13 protein-coding genes are annotated in these 18,579 nt (G+C 28.0%); 6 read left to right on the top strand and 7 right to left on the bottom strand.

Going from position 1 to position 18,579, the window contains the following annotated elements; genetic code table 11:
- Window positions 1-114 precede the first annotated feature (114 nt).
- Together BLT70_RS02180 and BLT70_RS02185 are read right to left on the bottom strand one after the other, a co-directional pair.
- On the bottom strand, window positions 115-792 hold the full coding sequence (locus tag BLT70_RS02180; RefSeq protein ID WP_091890930.1) for a response regulator transcription factor: 678 nt from the start codon (window positions 790-792) through the stop codon (window positions 115-117).
- Window positions 785-2,371 (bottom strand): sensor histidine kinase KdpD, encoded by a 1,587-nt coding sequence (locus tag BLT70_RS02185; RefSeq protein WP_091890932.1) that lies wholly within the window; start codon window positions 2,369-2,371, stop codon window positions 785-787. The genes BLT70_RS02180 and BLT70_RS02185 overlap by 8 nt, the downstream gene beginning before the upstream one ends.
- 121 nt (window positions 2,372-2,492) lie before the next feature.
- Between BLT70_RS02185 and BLT70_RS02190 the strand changes: the two genes are divergently transcribed.
- From BLT70_RS02190 to gldA, 6 genes are all read left to right on the top strand, one after another.
- Entirely contained in the window at window positions 2,493-2,849 is a 357-nt protein-coding gene (locus BLT70_RS02190; protein WP_091890934.1) for a hypothetical protein, read from the top strand.
- Between the two features lie 3 nt (window positions 2,850-2,852).
- On the top strand, window positions 2,853-3,695 hold the full coding sequence (locus tag BLT70_RS02195; RefSeq protein ID WP_091890936.1) for a GLPGLI family protein: 843 nt from the start codon (window positions 2,853-2,855) through the stop codon (window positions 3,693-3,695).
- Window positions 3,696-3,795: 100 nt separating this feature from the next.
- Window positions 3,796-4,650: a GLPGLI family protein gene (locus tag BLT70_RS02200; protein ID WP_091890942.1), complete on the top strand. Its 855-nt coding sequence runs from the start codon at window positions 3,796-3,798 to the stop codon at window positions 4,648-4,650.
- A gap of 26 nt (window positions 4,651-4,676) precedes the next feature.
- Window positions 4,677-7,463, top strand: a complete 2,787-nt coding sequence (locus BLT70_RS02205; protein WP_091890944.1) for a carboxypeptidase regulatory-like domain-containing protein — start codon at window positions 4,677-4,679, stop codon at window positions 7,461-7,463.
- A gap of 71 nt (window positions 7,464-7,534) precedes the next feature.
- On the top strand, window positions 7,535-8,305 hold the full coding sequence (locus BLT70_RS02210) for a hypothetical protein (protein ID WP_091890947.1): 771 nt from the start codon (window positions 7,535-7,537) through the stop codon (window positions 8,303-8,305).
- A 47-nt stretch (window positions 8,306-8,352) separates the two neighbouring features.
- Window positions 8,353-9,267, top strand: coding sequence for a gliding motility-associated ABC transporter ATP-binding subunit GldA (gldA, locus tag BLT70_RS02215; protein WP_091890950.1), 915 nt, complete (start codon window positions 8,353-8,355; stop codon window positions 9,265-9,267).
- Window positions 9,268-9,341: 74 nt separating this feature from the next.
- On the opposite strand, the gene BLT70_RS02220 is transcribed toward gldA, so the two are convergent.
- From BLT70_RS02220 to dnaE, 5 genes are all read right to left on the bottom strand, one after another.
- Window positions 9,342-9,992 (bottom strand): HAD family phosphatase, encoded by a 651-nt coding sequence (locus tag BLT70_RS02220; RefSeq protein WP_231962793.1) that lies wholly within the window; start codon window positions 9,990-9,992, stop codon window positions 9,342-9,344.
- Window positions 9,979-11,304 (bottom strand): D-arabinono-1,4-lactone oxidase, encoded by a 1,326-nt coding sequence (locus tag BLT70_RS02225; protein ID WP_091890953.1) that lies wholly within the window; start codon window positions 11,302-11,304, stop codon window positions 9,979-9,981. The genes BLT70_RS02220 and BLT70_RS02225 overlap by 14 nt, the downstream gene beginning before the upstream one ends.
- A 102-nt stretch (window positions 11,305-11,406) precedes the next feature.
- Window positions 11,407-12,090 carry a hypothetical protein gene (locus BLT70_RS02230; RefSeq protein ID WP_091890956.1) on the bottom strand — a complete coding sequence of 228 codons (684 nt, stop codon included), beginning with the start codon at window positions 12,088-12,090 and terminating at the stop codon, window positions 11,407-11,409.
- Between the two features lies 1 nt (window position 12,091).
- A complete protein-coding gene (locus BLT70_RS02235) occupies window positions 12,092-13,942 on the bottom strand; it encodes a hypothetical protein (protein WP_091890959.1) in 1,851 nt (616 codons plus the stop codon).
- Window positions 13,943-14,127: 185 nt separating this feature from the next.
- Window positions 14,128-18,465 carry a DNA polymerase III subunit alpha gene (dnaE, locus tag BLT70_RS02240; RefSeq protein ID WP_091890961.1) on the bottom strand — a complete coding sequence of 1,446 codons (4,338 nt, stop codon included), beginning with the start codon at window positions 18,463-18,465 and terminating at the stop codon, window positions 14,128-14,130.
- Window positions 18,466-18,579 lie beyond the last annotated feature (114 nt).

Here is an 18,579-nt window from a genome sequence, read left to right on the forward strand (position 1 = left end):
TCTTTTTTAATTGCTATTAAGTTGTTCATTGTAAGTGATTTGTCGTTTAAGTCAATTTGCTATTGTTCAGTTAAATGAAAAACTTTTTTATTTTAAATCATAATGCACAACAGGTTAACAGATTAATTTATATCCGAAACCTCTAATATTAATAATTTGAATATTGCTATCTTTTTTTAATTTTTTTCTAAGTTTACTAATAAAAACATCCATACTTCTAGCGTTAAAGAAATCATCATTTCCCCACAATTTATTTAGAATAAAAGTTCTGTCTAAAACTTCGTTTTTCTTTTCAAATAAATGAAAAAGTAATTGTGCTTCTCTATGTGTAAGTTGTTCAATTTCTGATGTATATTCTAGCGTTTGCTTTGTAAAATTAAAAGAATATTTACCTATTTTAATAGCATCAAAATTTGTTTTTAATGCTATTCTATTCATTAAAGATTTAATTCTTATAATCAGTTCTTCCATAGAAAAAGGCTTTTTTAAATAATCATTTCCACCATTATTAAAACCTTCTAAAACATCTGCAGTTTGCGATTTTGCAGTTAAAAATAGAATAGGAATATTTTTATTTTCTAAACGTATTTCTTTGGCAAGTGTAAAGCCGTCTTTTTTTGGCATCATTACATCTAAAACCAAAATATCAGGATCTTTTTTTTGATAAATTTCAAAAGCTTCTTCGCCATTTTCTGCATCAAAAACTATAAAATCTCTAGATTCTAAACTCTCTTTTACAATCATTGCTAAACTTGCTTCGTCTTCTGCTAACAATACTTTTATCTTATTCATTAGGAATGGTTATTTTAAAAATTGTTTTCTTCTTTTCTGATGAAAGCGAGATTGTTCCGTTGTGTTTTTCGATAATTTTTTTGCAGTAATACAAACCAATACCGAAACCTTTAACATCATGTGTATTTCCTTTAGAAACTCTATAAAATTTATCAAATATTTTTTCTTGCTGATTTTTTTCAATTCCGTTTCCGTCATCAGCAATAGTAATTTCTGTAGATTTTAAAACAGAATTAATATTTATTTCAATATGATTTCCACCATATTTTACTGCGTTATCAATTAGGTTAGAAATTGCATTTTCAAAATGAAAAACATCAACTAAAACATAAATAGGTTGCAAGTTTGTAGAGAAAATTAACTCTTTGTTATTATTTAATAACTTATGTTTTTTTACTAACTTTTCTGTAATTTCAACAATATCAATAGTTTCCTTTTTTAATAGTAACTGCTCACTATCTAAAGTAGCAGTTTCTAATAATTTCTCTACCATTTGATGCAATTTTTTTAACTGAATAGATGACATCGAAAGATATTTCTTTGTTTTTTCTGTATCAGCTAAAACATTAAAATTCTCAATAGCTTCAATAGCAGCAGAAACAGTTGCAATTGGTGTTTTAAATTCGTGTGTAATATTACTAATTAAGTCGTTTTTTATAACTGCTAAATCTTTTTGTTGATTGATGATTTTGAGTAAATAAAAAAGACAAGAAATTATTAAAAGCGATAATAAAAGTGATAATAAAATACCTAAAGAACTTCTTTTTAAAGTTTCGAAAGTAGTATTGTTATAGATAAGTTCAAATTTTTCATTTTCTTTTGCATACGTAGATTTAGAACTAACAGAAAATGTTTTAGGATCTAAAATAGAATCTTTAGTTTGATAAAATAAAGTATCGTTTTTTAAATGATGAAAACTAGTTTTTAAATTAATTCCTTTATTTTTTAATTGATTTTCTATAAGCGAATCTATTTTTTGGTAGGCTACAGATTGATCTAAAAAAGAAATAAAAATGGGTTTTAAATTAGAAACAACCTTTAAACTGTCTGCTGCTTTTTTGCCTTTAAAAAAGGTTATGTTTTTTTTAGAGCCATCTTTATTTAGCGTGTATCCGTTTTTATGGTTAGTAAATTGCGTGATAAATTTTACAGAGTCATTCTTTACATCATCTAGATTTGTGTTAAAAGTTGAAACAAATTCCTTTGCAGAATTCATTAGAGAATCAATTTTTTCTTTTGATGTATTTTCGTCAGAAGTAATTTTAATATTGTTAATTGTTATTTTAGGTTTTTCATCTGTTGTAGTGTTTTTATATAAGCTTTTATCTAAAGAATTAATACTTATAGATTTTTTAACTTCATCATTATTTATAGCCTCAATAATTGTAATAAAACTATTTTTTGCAATTGACGAGTAATATTCTTCTATGGCATTATCTAAACTTAACTGAATTTCATTGGTAACTCTTTGTTTATTTTCTTCGTAATTTTTATAATTCCAATAGAACTGAACTGTAATTGTAGCTACAATTGTTGCAGTAATAAAGTAAAAAAGCAGTTTGTATTTTTTGATGTTCATATTTCAAAGATAATCAGTAAAAATGATAAAAATTGTTGGTTAACACTCGTTAACACTCATTAACTATAAAAATACTTTTGCATGCGCATCTTTGTAACAAGGAATTTAAAAACTAATTATTATGAAAAAAATACTAACAGTGTTATTATTAATTGCTTCAACAATTATTTATGGGCAAGAAGAAAAAAATACATTTACTAAGGCAGAATCAAAAATTACTGAGATAAAATATTCTTTAAATTCTATAAAAGAATTAGAAGATATCGATTGGAAAGAGTTGAAAGCTTTTTTTGATACCAATAAACCAACAGATAAAATAGCATTAAGTTTTGAACTTGATTTACAGGAGTCTAAAAACAATATAAAAAGCGCTATTACAATATCTGGCGAAACAAAAAATATTGACTCTTTAATTATAAGAGCAAAAAAAGGAGTTTTGTCTATAATTAAAATTTCAAAAAACTATCAGAATAAATAAATTATGAAAACAATAATTACAACACTTGCTATTTTTATAGTAACAACTATTTCGGCACAAGAATTTATTGGAAAAGCAATTTATAAAACCAGTAGAAAATCGAATGTTAAATTTGGCGGAGAAAATTCAACAATGTCAGAGAAACAGACAAAAGAAATTGAAGCTAGATTGCAAAAAATGAATCAGAAAACATTTATTCTTCAGTTTGATAAAAGCACTTCTATTTATAAAGAAGAAGTAACTTTAAGTGTTCCAAAACCTAGCGCAAAAGGTGTAAAAGTAGTGTCGTTTTTTTCTGGAGATGATACAGAATCTGTTTATTACAAAAATTTAAAAGAAAAAAGATTTGCTAATAAAACCGCAATAATGGGTAAACCTTTTTTAGTAAAAGATTCTTTACCAATTTATGAATGGCAATTATCATCAGAAACAAAAAATATTGGTTTGTATACTTGTTTTAAAGCTAGTTTTTCTAAAGATGTAGAAAATATAACTACTACTTTAGTAAACGGGAAGTTAGAAGAAGTTAAGAAAATCGAAACAATTGTAACAACAGCTTGGTACACAATGCAAGTGCCAATTAGTAACGGACCAAGTACTTTTTATGGTTTGCCAGGTTTAATTTTAGAAATTAATGATGGAACTAAAATGATTGTTTGTACAGAAATTATTATGAATCCATCAGAAAAAATTAAAATTGAAGAACCAGAGAAAGGAAAAATCGTAAATCAGGCAGATTTTGATGAAATTAGTGAAAAAAAATCGAAAGAAATGATGGAACGTTTTAGCGGTAGAGAAGGTGTTGATATTGGAAATGGTGTAAATATTAGAATGATTGGTAATTAAAAATTTAATTTTTTTTAATTAGAATTAAACCTTTAAGTTTATTTTAAGTCTAACAAGAAATTTTTAGAATTACTTTTGATTAAAAAATAAACAGAATTATATGAAATCATTATTTACAATCCTTTTTGCACTAGTAACAATAACAACTTTTGCTCAGAAAGATTTTCAAGGAAAAGCAATTTACATGTCTAAAACTTCTATTGATTTAGATAATTTTGGAGGCAGAGATGGAAGGCAAGTGTCTGAGGCTCAGAAAAAACAGTTTTTAGAAAGAATGAAATCTCAATTAGAGAAAACTTTTATTCTAGATTTTGATAAATCTTCATCTCTTTATAAAGAAGATGCTAAATTAGAAGCACCAACAACAGGTGGTGGTAGAGGTCCAAGATTTGGTGGTTTTTCTAGCCAAGGAACAAAATATAAAAACACAAAAGATAAAGTAGCTTTAGAAGCTACAGAATTTTTTGGTAAAAAGTTTTTAATTTCTGATGAAATGGTTCAACCAGAATGGGAACTTGGCGCAGAAACTAAACAAATAGGAAACTATACATGTTATAAAGCAACATTACTTAAAGACCCAAATCCGTTAGACTTTTCTAATTTTAGAAGACCAAGAAATGATGATAAAGATGATAAAAAAGAAGATGCAGAAAAGGAAGAAGTAAAACAAATATTGGTAACAGCATGGTATACACCACAGATACCTGTTAGTAATGGTCCTGGAGAATATTGGGGTTTACCAGGTTTAATTTTAGAAATTAATGAAGGTACAACAACTATTTTATGTACAGAAATAGTAATGAATCCATCAGAAAAAGCTGCAATAGAAGCACCAAAAAAAGGTAAAAAGATTACTAGAGAAAAATATAGCGAAACTGTAACTAAGAAAATGGAAGAGTTGAGACAAAATTTTCAAGGAAGAGGTAATCGTGGTGGAGGAAGAGGACGTAATTAATTACAAATAAAGAACAAACAATATTTATGAAAAAATTATTATTCTTAACCATTTTCATGGTTACATTGGTTTCTAGTGCTCAAATTAAATTAACTGGTGTTGTAAAAGACAGTATTGGTGATCCTTTAGAAATGGCAAATGTTTTAGCTATAAATAAAGTTACCAAAAAAATGGCTTCTTATGGTTTTACAGATGTTAAAGGAAATTATAAATTAGAATTAGGAGCAAATGGTACTTTTGATGTAAAAATAAGTTATGTTGGTATGAAAACTACAGATTTTGTAGTTGAAACAAAATCTGATAATGTTATTAGAAATGTAACTTTAGAATATGATAATGCTCTAAACGGAATTAATATTGTTTCTAAAATGCCGGTTACTATAAAAGGAGATACGATTGTTTATAATGCAGACTCTTTTCAAAATGGTACAGAACGAAAATTAGAAGATGTTCTAAAAAAATTACCAGGTGTAGAAGTTAATGACTCAGGTGAAATTGAAGTAGAAGGAAAAACCGTTGAAAAAATAATGGTTGATGGTAAAGACTTTTTTGATGGAGATACAAAATTAGCAACTAAGAATATTCCTTCTAATGCTGTTGATAAAATTGAAGTTTTAAGAAATTTTGCAGATGTAAGTCAACTTAGTAGTGTGCAAAATAACCAAGATAGAGTTGCCATAAATATTAGATTAAAAGAAGGTAAAAAGAACTTTTGGTTTGGAGATATTACTGCTGGTGCAGGAGATTCACCAGATGATAATTTGTATCTTTTACAACCTAAATTATTCTACTATTCACCAAAATATACCATTAATGTTATTGGTGATGTTAATAATATGGGAGAAGTTGTTTTAGATAGAAGTGATATTAGAAACTTTAGTGGTGGTTTTAGAAGTCAAAGTCCATCAAACGGAACAAATATAAGTTTGGCAAGTGCTGGTATTGGTTTTTTAAACGCAAATGCTAGAAATGCAAATAGAATAGAAACAAAGCTAACTGCATTAAATTTTAGTTATTCGCCAAACCCTAAATTAGATTTAAGCGGATTTTTAATCTTTTCTAGTAATAGTAACGGACAAAGAAATATTAATAATATCGATTATATTGATATTGTTGATGATCCAAATACTGTAGAAGATGAAAGCTCTGTAATACCAGATGATATTGTTGATAGCACTACAGATCAAACAAGTAATACAGGTTTATTTAAGTTTAGTGCAAATTATAAACAAAATGTAAGCAAACAATTTAGCTACGATCTTATTGGTCGTTTCTCAAATGAATATAGAAAAGATGATGTAGACTCTAAAGTTTTAAGTGATATTAGTGAAAACGAAAGAGCAACACCATATAAAATTAATCAAAATTTTAGCTATTTTTATACAGCAAACGAAAAAAATATTTTTGCTTTAGAAGTACAACACTTATTGCAAGATGAAGATCCATTTTATGTAGCTTCTTTAGAAAATGACCCATCAAATAATGATGATGCAAACAATGATGGTTTTGATGATTCTGCAGAAACGTTAGGTTTAGACCAAACTAACTTCTTTTATAAATTAGAACAAGATAGACGTGTAAAATCTAATCAATTAGATGCTAAATTAGATTATTACAATATTTTAAATGATAAGAGTAATTTAAACTTTGTTTTTGGAACTATACAAAGTGTGCAAAATTTTGATTCTAAATTCTTTCAAATTTTAGATAATGAAAGCATATATACTCCAACTCCAACAATTGTAGGAAACACAGATCCACAAACAACAAATGATACAGAATATACTTTTTCTGATATTTATACAGGATTAAGATATCGTTTAAAATCTGGTATTTTTACTTTTACACCGGGTGTAACTTTACATGCTTATAATGTAAAAAATACACAATATCAAACAGAAATTGTTGAAGATAAATTTCAAAAAATATTTCCAGAACTTTCTATAATTGCACAATTTAAGCAAAGCGAATCTTTAAGATTTTCTTATAAACAAGAAGTTAACTTTACAGATGTTAATCAACTAGCAAGAGGTATTGTAGCAAATAGTTATGGTTCTTATTATTATGGTAATCAAGATTTAATGAATGCTCATATACATAATGTGAATTTAAATTATTCTAGTTTTAATCTATTCAATTACACAAATGTATTTGCAAGAATTAACTATAAGAAAACAATAGATCAAATTAATTCGAATGTAATTTTTGAACCAGGTTCTGTTGTGTCTAGTAGTACATCATTAAATTCACCTTTTGATAACGAAAGTCTTACTGCATCAGGTAGATTAGGTAAAACATTTGGTAAATTTAAAACATCTTTAGGAGCTAATTATAATTTAAGTAAAACATACCAATTTATAAACTCCTTAGAAAATACAAACGAATTATTTTCTCAAAGTTATACAGCAAGTCTTAGTACTAATTTTACAAAGGCGCCAAATGTTAGTTTAGGGTATAGTTTAAGTTTGTCAGATCAAAATAATAGTTCAAGACCAGCAACTGTAAAAGGAGTTACAAATGCACCTTCTATTGGTTTTGATGCTTATATTTGGAACTCTTTAACAGTGCGTTCAGATTTTTCTTACAATGAAGTAAAACAAGATGGAGTAGTAGCAAATTCTTTTAAAATTTGGGATGCAACTTTAGCTTATAGAAAAGATAAAGACGCAAAATGGGAGTATGAACTAGTTGGTAGTAACCTTTTAGCAACTGGTTCTCGATCAACTGTTAGTACTAGTAACATTGCTTTTACTGTTAATGAAACTTTTATTTTACCTAGATTTGTAAGTTTAAGAGTTCGTTATCAATTGTAATTTTAGTATCACATATAATTAAATGGCTCTTTTTAGAGCCATTTTTTATTTTGTTTACTTATTTTTACAACATGAGTTTATTAGCTACAAAATCTCCATTTATTGCAACTTTTAAAAGTTTAGGTGCGCTTTACTTATTTATCTATTTTGGCTTATTTTTAGATAGCTTTTACATGGTAAAAATAACTGATGATGCTCAGTTTTATGCAATTATTAGTATGTTTATTGGTTTTACTATCGTTTTTTTTAAGGTAAACAAACGTGTAAAAGAACAAATGTTAACAGCTGTAATTCTTGCAGTTATTGGTGAATATTTTTTTTCAATATTATTAGGAATGTACACATATAGGTTAGAAAATGTACCACATTATGTGCCTCCAGGTCATGCTTTAGTCTATGCTGCTGTTTTGTGTTTTTCTAAAGCAAAATCTATTATATTACACAAAGTAAAATTAGAAAAAGTTTTTACCGTTTTTATAATTATATATGCTACTTTTTTTTTAATATTTAAAAATGATGTGTTTGGTTTTGTTATGACAGTTGCCACGCTTCTAATTCTTAGAACCAAACCTAGAGAACGTCTTTTTTATTTAACAATGTATATTTCTGTTGCATATTTAGAAATTATAGGAACCAATTTTTTATGCTGGAAATGGCCAAGTACAGCTTGGGGTATATTCGATTTTTTACCAAGTTATAATCCGCCAAGCGGTATTAGTTTTTTTTATTTCTTATTAGATTTAGGTTGTTTGTGGTTGTACAAAAAGCGTCATAAAATAGCTTGGTCAAGAATGAAAAATATCAGGAAAATTCGTTTAGAAACCAATACTTCTCTAAACTAAAAAAGTAATAACTTCGTTATAAAATTAAACCTAACTACATTTAAAAAATGTCAATAAAAGTAATAGCTGTTTCTAAGATTTATAAAATTCAAAAAGCATTAAATGAGGTTTCTTTTTCTGCGGATAAAGGTAGTATTATTGGTTTTTTAGGACCAAATGGAGCAGGGAAATCAACCATGATGAAAATCTTAACGGGTTTTATAAAACCTAGTTCTGGTGAAGTTTTTATTGATGATATAGATGTTTTAAAAAAACCGTTAGAAGCACAAAAAGTAATTGGGTATTTACCAGAACATAATCCGTTATATACAGATATGTATGTGCGAGAATATTTACAGTTTCAAGCATCAATATTTAAAATTTCGTCTGCGATAGATTTGACTGAAAAAGAGCAGATAGAAACTTGTATAGAAAAAGTAGGTTTAACCTCTGAAGCTCATAAAAAAATTAATCAATTATCTAAAGGATATCAGCAAAGAGTAGGTTTGGCAGCAACTATTTTACATAATCCAAAAGTGTTAATTTTAGATGAACCAACAACGGGTTTAGATCCTAATCAATTAGTTGAAATTAGAGAGTTAATAAAAGAGTTAGGAAAAGAGAAAACAGTGCTTTTTTCTACACATATTATGCAAGAAGTAGAAGCGGTTTGCGATAGAGTTATCATTATTAAAAAAGGTGAAGTTTTGATTGATAAAAAATTATCTGAACTAAAAGATGATAATAAACAAATTATAGAAGTTACGTTTGATTATAAAATTGAAGAGCAGTTTATAAAGAGATTGCCAAATGTAGTTTCTTTTAAAAATAATTATGATAATACTTGGTATATCACTTTTGAAAGTGATGAAGATATGCGACCTAAAATATTTGATTTTGCACAAGAAAACGGTTTAAAAATATTGAGTTTAAATACTCAAAATAAAAATCTAGAAACGCTTTTTAGAGAAGTTACAGTTTAGGTTTTTATTATTTTTAAATAATTGAAAATAAATAATATAGTAAGAGTAATACTGTAATTTTTACCTTTTATAAATTATTTAGTCAAATGTTCGTAAGCTTCTAACAAAGTTGGAAATACCAAAATACTTCCTGCATCTTTTAATTCTTTATCAGAATATTGTGTTGTAATACCGATAGGAATCATGCCTGCTAATTTTGCGGCTTTTGTACCAGTTAAGCTGTCTTCAAAAATCCAAATATTTTTAAAATCATCATTTTTAAAACCTAAAGCTTTTGCTAAAGTAATGTAGGCTTCTGGAGAAGGTTTTGGTTTTTCGTAATCTTCTACTCCAAAAACTGTTGTAAAGTTTAAGTTTAAATGCTGAATACTATTTTTTAAAAATTGTCTAGTTGCGTTACTTGCAATTCCGTAAGGTATTTTTTCTTCGGATAAAAAAGAAGTAAACTCTATAACTCCAGGTAATAATTTAGGAACTTTAAAACGAGTTTCTATGTGTTTATCCTTTAAAAAATAGAGTTCTTCTGTTTGTGCTTCTTTACCAATAACGCTACAAAAATACTCCGCAATTATCATAGGCGATTTTCCTGCATTAAATTTAGGGAACGGAGCAATTTCTGCATCAAATAATTCTTTAAAAGCAGAAGTCCAAGCCGAATAATGACTTTCAAAACTATCGACTATAACTCCGTCAAAATCGAATAAAAATCCTTTAGGTAAAATCATTAGTTGTTTTTTTCTCGTTGAATAATTCAGTTAAATATGGGTTTAAGAATTTATTAGTTGGGTCTAATTTTCTTCTTAATAATTTAAAATCATCCCATTTTTCATAAACTTTAGAGAGTTCTGCATCTTTAGCTTTAAAACGTTTGGCCCAATGAGGTTTACCTCCGTGTTTTAAAAAGATATTCTCAATACTTTTAAAAGCTTCATACGTATCTGCAGTTGCTGCATTTCTAGAAACACAACCCATTGTAACGGTATCTTTTTTATAAGCATAACTTAACCAAGATTTGTCTTTATGCACAAAACGAACATCCATAGGAATATGAATAAACGATTTGTTGCTCCATTTATTAATTTCTGATTTTAGTTCTTCAAAAACCGTAGGAAAAATATCTAAACCAATAGTCCATTCTGCTAACTCTAAAGTAGAACCTCTAGATTTTGTAACGGTTGCTTGGTATAAAGAACCTTTGTGTTCTTTTGTAGAACTAAAAAAACCTCGGTATAAAAGTTTGTTAGCAATCGCGGTAATCCAAGGGAAAACATGCGAATATTTATACAATATTTTAGAAGCTGTTCTTCTGTGTTTTAAATATTTAGGGCCTAAATCTTCCTTAATTTCTGTATTTGGATCAATTTTATCGCCAGTAATTACATATCCTTTATCTGTATGTGGAATCCATAAAATTCTTAGAAAATCATGCTTTTTTAAACGTTCTTTAATTTTTGGTAACCAAATAGCATCACTTTCTGGGCCTTCTTTTATGTGTAAAGTGTAAATTGGTTCGCATTTAAAAGTAATGGTAGATAAAACTCCTAAAACCCCTAAAGAAACTCTAACGGCATTAATTAAGTCGTCTTTATCAGTTATTTTTTTTAAAGAACCATCAGCTAAAATAATATTACATTCTGTAATATATTCTGATAACAATTTTCCGCTTGTTCCATGAGTTCCTGTTGCTAAAGCGCCACCAATTGTAATCGTATTTATATCTGGTAAACAAGGAATACACCAACCTTTTGCTTCTACAGCTTCTATTAAATCTCCTAAAATAATACCAGATTGAACGGTTATTGTTTGTTCTGTATTATTATAAGATAAAATTTTGTTGTAGTCTTTTATATCTACCAAATTTTCAGTACCAGACGCAATATCTGCAGAGGATTGCTTGTTTCCAAAAATCCTTATTTTTTGTGAATTTTTTACAACTTCTTGTAATTCTTGCTCGGTAGAAATAGTATAAAGAGATTTGTAGTTATAAGTTACGTTCTCGTTCCAACTTACCCAAACTCCGTTGTTGTTTTGTTTCATTTATTTTAAAAAATATTAAACAAAAGTAATCAATAATCTTTTTTTAGCGTGTATGCTTTAACTTTATTTTAGAAATTTAATTCAACTTTTAATTAGTTATAATTAATTTATAGGAATTATAATACCAATACCAGTTCTTAAGCCAGACCAACCAGTTTTTACGCTATTATTAGAGTTATCAATAAGGTGTGTTTCTGTGTTTTCTTTAAATATTAGTTTTCCGCCTAAAACTAGATCAAAACCAAAATTAGCTTTTAAGATTAAAAATGATAATGGATACTCGTAATTTAATTGAGCACCAACACCTAAATCTATAGAATTTAATTTAACTAAATCTTCTTCTATGTAGTTTTGTATTTCAGAATAACTATCTAAACTTAATGAAGAATACATTGAAAAAGCTTTAAGACCAATTCTAAAATCTTTTTTATCAGAAAGATCTATATAATAAATTGCGCCAAAAGAAATTGCGTTTAAAGCTTCTTCTATTTTAACAATTCCAGAATAATCTGAATAGGATAATTTACCTCCAGTAGCATTGTAGGCTAAAAATAGACTAATGTTAGATGGAATAATTTCGTAACCTAGTGTAAAACCAATATTTGCAGGAAAATTATCAACAGTTTTTAAAGGAATTGATGATAAATCGCCTTTAAATTCTTCTTGAAAATCTGACAAGTTAGAGTGAGAAAAGGTGTTATAGTTAGTTTCAAAAAATAATTTTCCTTGTTGCGAGTATATATTTACCGTTAAAATAAGTGCAATTATTGTAATTGAATTTTTCATATTAGAAATAGTTTTTTAAGTAAAAACCTCTTGTAGAAATAAGAGTATTGTTAAAATAAAAATAGTCTTGTATGTTTGCAGTAGAATTATATAAGTTTATCGATTTAATTTCTTGTGTTGCTTCATCAATAATATGTAGTTCTGTATTTATGCTATAATCTTTGGTAAATACTAAAAACTTGTTTTGATCTTCTAAGTAATTAAAATATCTTGGATTTAAATTATCAAAAATAGATTGTTTTGTAGCTGTATTAGATTGTGTTTTATATTCGTAAAACTCATTGTTATTCGTGTTGAAATAAATTGTGTTTTTTAGAGAGTTTTCTTGAAAGCCAATGATAGAAGAATTATCTGACGTTTCATAAATTTCAGTTACTATTTCTCCTTCTATTTTGTAAATTTTATCTAGTAAACTAAAAAACTGTCCATTTAAAGTTATACCAAAATATTCATCTTTCTTTTTTGATAAAAGTAATTTTTTAGAAGATACATCGTATATTTTTACTGTATTGTAATTGTTTATATTGTCTATAATAATTGTGTTTTCTCTAAACCTTACTAAACTTCCATATTCTCTAGTAGAGTAATTATTAATGTTATGTTCTGATATTTTAGATAATGAATTACCATCTAAAACCATAGATTTAGAATTTAGATCGAGTATTAAGTTTTGGCTTTTATCTACTGTTAAATCTCCAAAATAATTTGTTGTGGTTGTAATTGTTGTTGAATTAATAACTTCAAAAGTATCTGAATTAAATTCTATAATTTTTACAGGATTATTACCAAGATAACCTTGATTATTTTCAATTAATAATGCATACGTTTTATTTGATTGTGGCAAGTAAACAAATTTTCTATAAGAATAAGATTCAGGAGTTTCAAATTTTTCTCCTCTGTGTGTTTTTAAGTATAAAGTTTTGGAAGAATACCCGTTTTGGGAGTTAAAATTTAAAGAATAACTTTCTTCTACACCAAAAACAAAAGAAGTAGATAATAATTTTTCACCTCCATTAATATCAAGAGGAAAATAGAGGTTATTAATACCTAAATAAAAATCTATACTACTAATATTGTTATATAATGCATGTTTAGACCAAGTTATTTTTGTGGAATATTCAGTGATAAAATCAAATTGTAAATTAAAAGTATCTGGTATTGTAATTGAATTTACTTCTCCATAAACATTGTTGTAATAATTTTCAATAAGCGTTTTGTATTCAATATAAGTTCCAATTGTGTTTGTGTCTAAATAATATCCGTTTTTAATATCTTTTTTAGATAATATTATACTATTGTATGCGCCATCGGCTTCTATATTTAAATAAGGAGAAATAGAACTTTCTATTTCATTTACTAATTCATAAGAATCAAAATTAACTTTTATAGAACCATTAATAAGTTCTACAGAGTTAATGATTAAAGGTTCGGCGTCTTTGTTTACAGTAAAATCAAAGTCTTGTTCAGCAACATAATACTCTCCACCAGATAATTCTGCTAAACTACCCGTATTAGATTTTATGGTTAATTCTATTTTTAATGTGTGGTTTCCTTCTGATAAATTTTCAATATCTAAAAAAAAAGTATCTTTTTCGTTTTGATTTTGAGAAACGAATTCAGCATCTATATAAAAATTAATATAGTATAATGGGTTTTTATCAGAGCTGTAATTATATTCAATATATTTTGGTTTTGTTATTGTTTCATCTTTAGAAAAATTTGGTAAAACAAAAGAAATAGAAGGGTCAGTTATTTCAATTTCGTTAAAATAGTCTTCAGAAAAATTATAATCACAAGTAGAAAAAAGAAGAATTGAAGCAAGTAATAATAATCGGGAATAAATTTTTCTCATTAATTTTGTTTATTTTTTTAGATTAAATTATAAAAGCTTGAGGCTTTATTTTATTTCAACTTCTTTCTTTAAAATATTTTTTTAAGTTTCCACTATATAGTTTATTCTCTTTAAATTTAATTTAACATCAATTTTCTGATATAAATTTTCTTTGGCAAAGATATATTATTAGAAATAAGTAGAAATTAATTTAATTTATAGGCTATTTGATCTTTGTCTAAAGTTGCTAATAATTCATTAGAAACATTCACCTTTGTATTTCTACTAGGTAAACTTATTTCAATTTTTTCTTTCGCATCCCAGATAGTAAAGTGTAGATTTTGTTTACCCGGACTCTTTTTTAGAATGTTTTCTAAATTAGAAATTGCATCAGTAGTAATTTCTTGTAACGAAATTTTAATTGTTACTTTTTTACAGAGTTCATCCATAATATCGTGCAGCAATTTAAAATCTATAAATTTTAACCTTGGTTCACCGGTAACTCCATCTTTATTTGTCCAACCAGCTTGAACGGTTGTTCTCACAAATAAAAATGAATTAGGAACAAAAAAGTGTTTAAACCTTAAATATTCTTCACCAAAAACACGAAACTCATAACTATCTCCATAATCTTCTATGGTAAATAAAGCCCAGCCTTTTCCTGCTTTAGAAACTCTATGTTGTACATCAGTAACAATACCTGCAAAAGACAAATTATTACCTACAAGTTTTTGTAAATCTCCTTTAAAGTCTTTTAGTGTTGCGTTGCAAAAAATCATTTCATTTTTAAAATCGTCTAAAGGATGTGCAGAAATATAAATTCCGATAACTTCTTTCTCTTGTGATAAAAGTTCCATAGTTCCCCAAGTTTCACATTCTGGAATCTCAGGTTCTGGAAACTGTACCGTAGAAGCTTCTCCAAACATAGAAACTTGAGCAGAGTTTTCATTTTCTTGAAACTTACTTCCAAATTTCATGGCGCGTTCTAAAAAGGTTAAACCCTTTTCATCTGTAGCAAAATATTGCGCTCTATGTGTATCAGTAAAAGAATCGAAAGCACCTGCTTTTATCAAACTATCAAAAGATTTTTTATTAGCAGCACGTAAATCAACCCGTTTTGCTAAATCAAAAATTGATGTATAATTACCATTATTTTTTCTTTCTTCAATAATAGCTCTAACGGCTCCAGCTCCAACACCTTTTACGGCAGCCATTCCAAAACGAACAGCACCTTCTTTATTTACAGAAAATTTTAAATAAGATTCATTTAAATCTGGTCCTAAAACTTTTAGTCCCATTCGTTTACATTCTTCCATAAAAAATGAAACAGATTTAATGTCGTTCATGTTATTAGATAACACAGAAGCCATATATTCTGCTGGATAATGAGCTTTTAAATATGCAGTTTGATACGCAATCCAAGCATAACAAGTAGAATGAGATTTGTTAAAGGCATAACTTGCAAAGGCTTCCCAATCTTTCCAGATTTTTTCTAATTTTTCTTCATCATGACCATTTGCAGAAGCTTGTTCTACAAATTTTGGTTTCATTTTATCTAGAACCGCAATTTGTTTTTTACCCATTGCTTTACGTAAAACATCGGCTTCACCTTTTGTGAAATCTGCCAATTTTTGCGATAAAAGCATTACTTGCTCTTGGTAAACTGTAATTCCGTATGTTTCTGCCAAATACTCTTCCATGGCAGGTAAATCGTACTCAATATCTTCTGTTCCGTGTTTTCTGTTGATAAAACTCGGAATATATTCCATAGGTCCAGGACGATACAATGCATTCATTGCAATTAAATCGGCAAAAACGGTTGGTTTTAAAGAACGCATGTGTTTTTGCATTCCTGGAGATTCATATTGAAAAACACCAACGGTTTCCCCTCTCTGGAATAATTCATAAGTTTTTATATCATCCAAAGGAAAATTCTCTGGATCTAAATCTACATCATGTTTTGCTTTTACAATTTTAACGGTGTCTTTAATTAAAGTCAACGTTTTTAATCCCAAGAAATCCATTTTTAATAAACCAGCAGTTTCTACCACAGAGTTATCAAATTGGGTAACATACATGTCGGAATCTTTTGCTAAAGAAACCGGAACATAATTTGTAATATCACCAGGCGTAATAATTACTCCACAAGCATGAATTCCGGTATTTCTAACAGAACCTTCTAATATTGTAGCTTTATTAATGGTTTCGGAAACTAAATCTGTACCGAAAGACATGTTTTTTAATTCTTCTACAAGTACTTTTTCTTCTGCACGTAAGCCATCAACTTTACCTTTACTTTTTGCATCATCTCCAAAAATATTTTTTAGTTTAATTCCCGGAATTAATTTGGCAATTCTATCGGCTTCAAAAAGTGGTAAATCTAAAACTCTGGCAGTATCTCTAATAGAAGATTTTGCCGCCATTGTTCCGTAAGTAATAATTTGTGCTACTTGGTTTGCACCATATTTATCAATTACATAATCCATTACACGTCCACGTCCTTCATCATCAAAATCAATATCAATATCGGGCATTGATACACGTTCTGGATTTAAGAAACGCTCAAAAAGTAAATCGTATTTAATAGGATCTATATTTGTAATCCAAAGACAATAAGCAACTACAGAACCTGCTGCAGAACCACGACCAGGACCCACAGCAACATCCATTCTTCTTGCAGCCCTAATAAAATCTTCTACAATTAAGAAGTAACCAGGATATCCAGTTTTTTCAATAACTTCTAATTCAAAATCTAATCGTTCTTTTATGGATTCTGTAATTTCTCCGTAACGTTTTTTAGCACCTTCAAAAGTTAAGTGTTTTAGAAAGTTATTCTCTCCACGTTTTCCATTATCTTTTTCATCTTCCGGATCTTTAAATTCGTCACCAATATTAAAAGCAGGTAATAAAACGTCTCTTGCAAGTGTAAAAATTTCTATTTTATCTACAATTTCTTGTATATTACTAATGGCTTCTGGTAAGTCTGCAAAGAGTGTTTTCATTTCGTCTGTAGACTTAAAATAATACTCTTGGTTGGGCAAACCATATCTGTAACCACGTCCTTTACCTATAGGAGTAGATTGTTTTTCTCCGTCTTTTACACATAATAAAATATCATGTGCGTTAGCGTCTTCTTTTTCTAAATAAAACGTATTGTTAGTGGCAATAATTTTTACATCATGCTTTTTAGAAAACTTTAATAAAGTTTCATTAACAATATTTTCGTCTTGTTGGTCGTGACGCATCAACTCAATATAGAAGTCGTCTTTAAATTGTTCTTTCCACCAAATTAAGGCTTCTTCCGCTTGTTTTTCTCCTAAATTTAAAATTTTACTAGGAACTTCTCCGTACAAATTCCCTGTTAAAACAATAATATCTTCTTTGTATTTTTCTACTAATGCTTTATCAATTCTGGGTACATAATAAAATCCATCTACAAAAGCCGCAGAAGACATTTTTGCTAAATTGTGATATCCATTTTTATTTTTTGCCAACAAAACAACTTGATACCCATTATCCTTTTGCGATTTATTTTTATGATCTTCACAGATGTTAAACTCACAACCAATAATTGGTTTCATAGGAGTTTCTGCAGTTTTATTATGACTTAAAACAGCATTTACAAAATGAAAAGCGCCCATCATGTTTGCAGTATCTGTCATAGCAACTGCTGGCATATTATCCTTTGCAGCAGCACTTACAATGTTTGCAATTTGCATTGTAGATTGTAAAACAGAATATTGTGTATGATTGTGTAAATGCGAAAATTGTACGTCTTTTAATTCTGCTAAACCTTCTGATGTTGATTTGGTTTCTACAGTACCTTTTAATTTTTCTAAACGCTTTCGAATTTTATCGCTTTCTTGTTTTAGGTTAATGTGCTTTAAACCAATTACTTGTATTGGTTTTGGGTTTGCTTCAGAGAAATTCTTGAAATAATCATCATCAACATCTAATTGTTCTTGCGTAAATTCTCTTAAACGAATTAACTCTAAAAAACAACGAGTTGTAGCCTCAACATCGGCGGTTGCGTTGTGGGCTTCACCAAAACCAACACCAAATAAATGACTGTGTAATTCTGTTAATGTTGGTAGTTTAAATTTACCACCACGTCCACCAGGAATCTGACACATGATAGCCGTTTTTTCAGTACACGTATCTAAAAGAGGGAGAGAAGTTAGATTATTTTCTACACCTAATCTATGGAATTCGCACCCCATAATATTAATATCAAACTCAACATTTTGCCCAACAATAAACTTAGTTTTTTTTAAAGCTTCGTTAAAAAGTTGTAAACCTTTATCTAACTCAATTCCTTGTTCTGCTGCTAATTCTGTAGAAATTCCGTGAATTCTTTCAGCATCGTAAGGAATATTAAAATTGTCCGGTTGTATTAGAAAATCGTTGTGTTCTAACATATTTCCCATTTCATCATGCAATTGCCATGCAATCTGTATACATCTAGGCCAGTTGTCTGTATCTGTAATTGGTGCATTCCAACTTTTAGGTAAACCGGTAGTTTCTGTATCAAAAATTAAGTACATAAATGAGTTTTTGGGTAATGAATTTGGAAAGTTAAAAGTACAAAAACAAGCGATTGTAGAGTTGTTAAATCGTTTTGTTTTATTAACATAAAAAAAGTCAACCTATAATTAGGT

Source organism: Polaribacter sp. KT25b (assembly GCF_900105145.1).
In the GTDB taxonomy this organism is placed as follows: Bacteria; Bacteroidota; Bacteroidia; order Flavobacteriales; family Flavobacteriaceae; genus Polaribacter.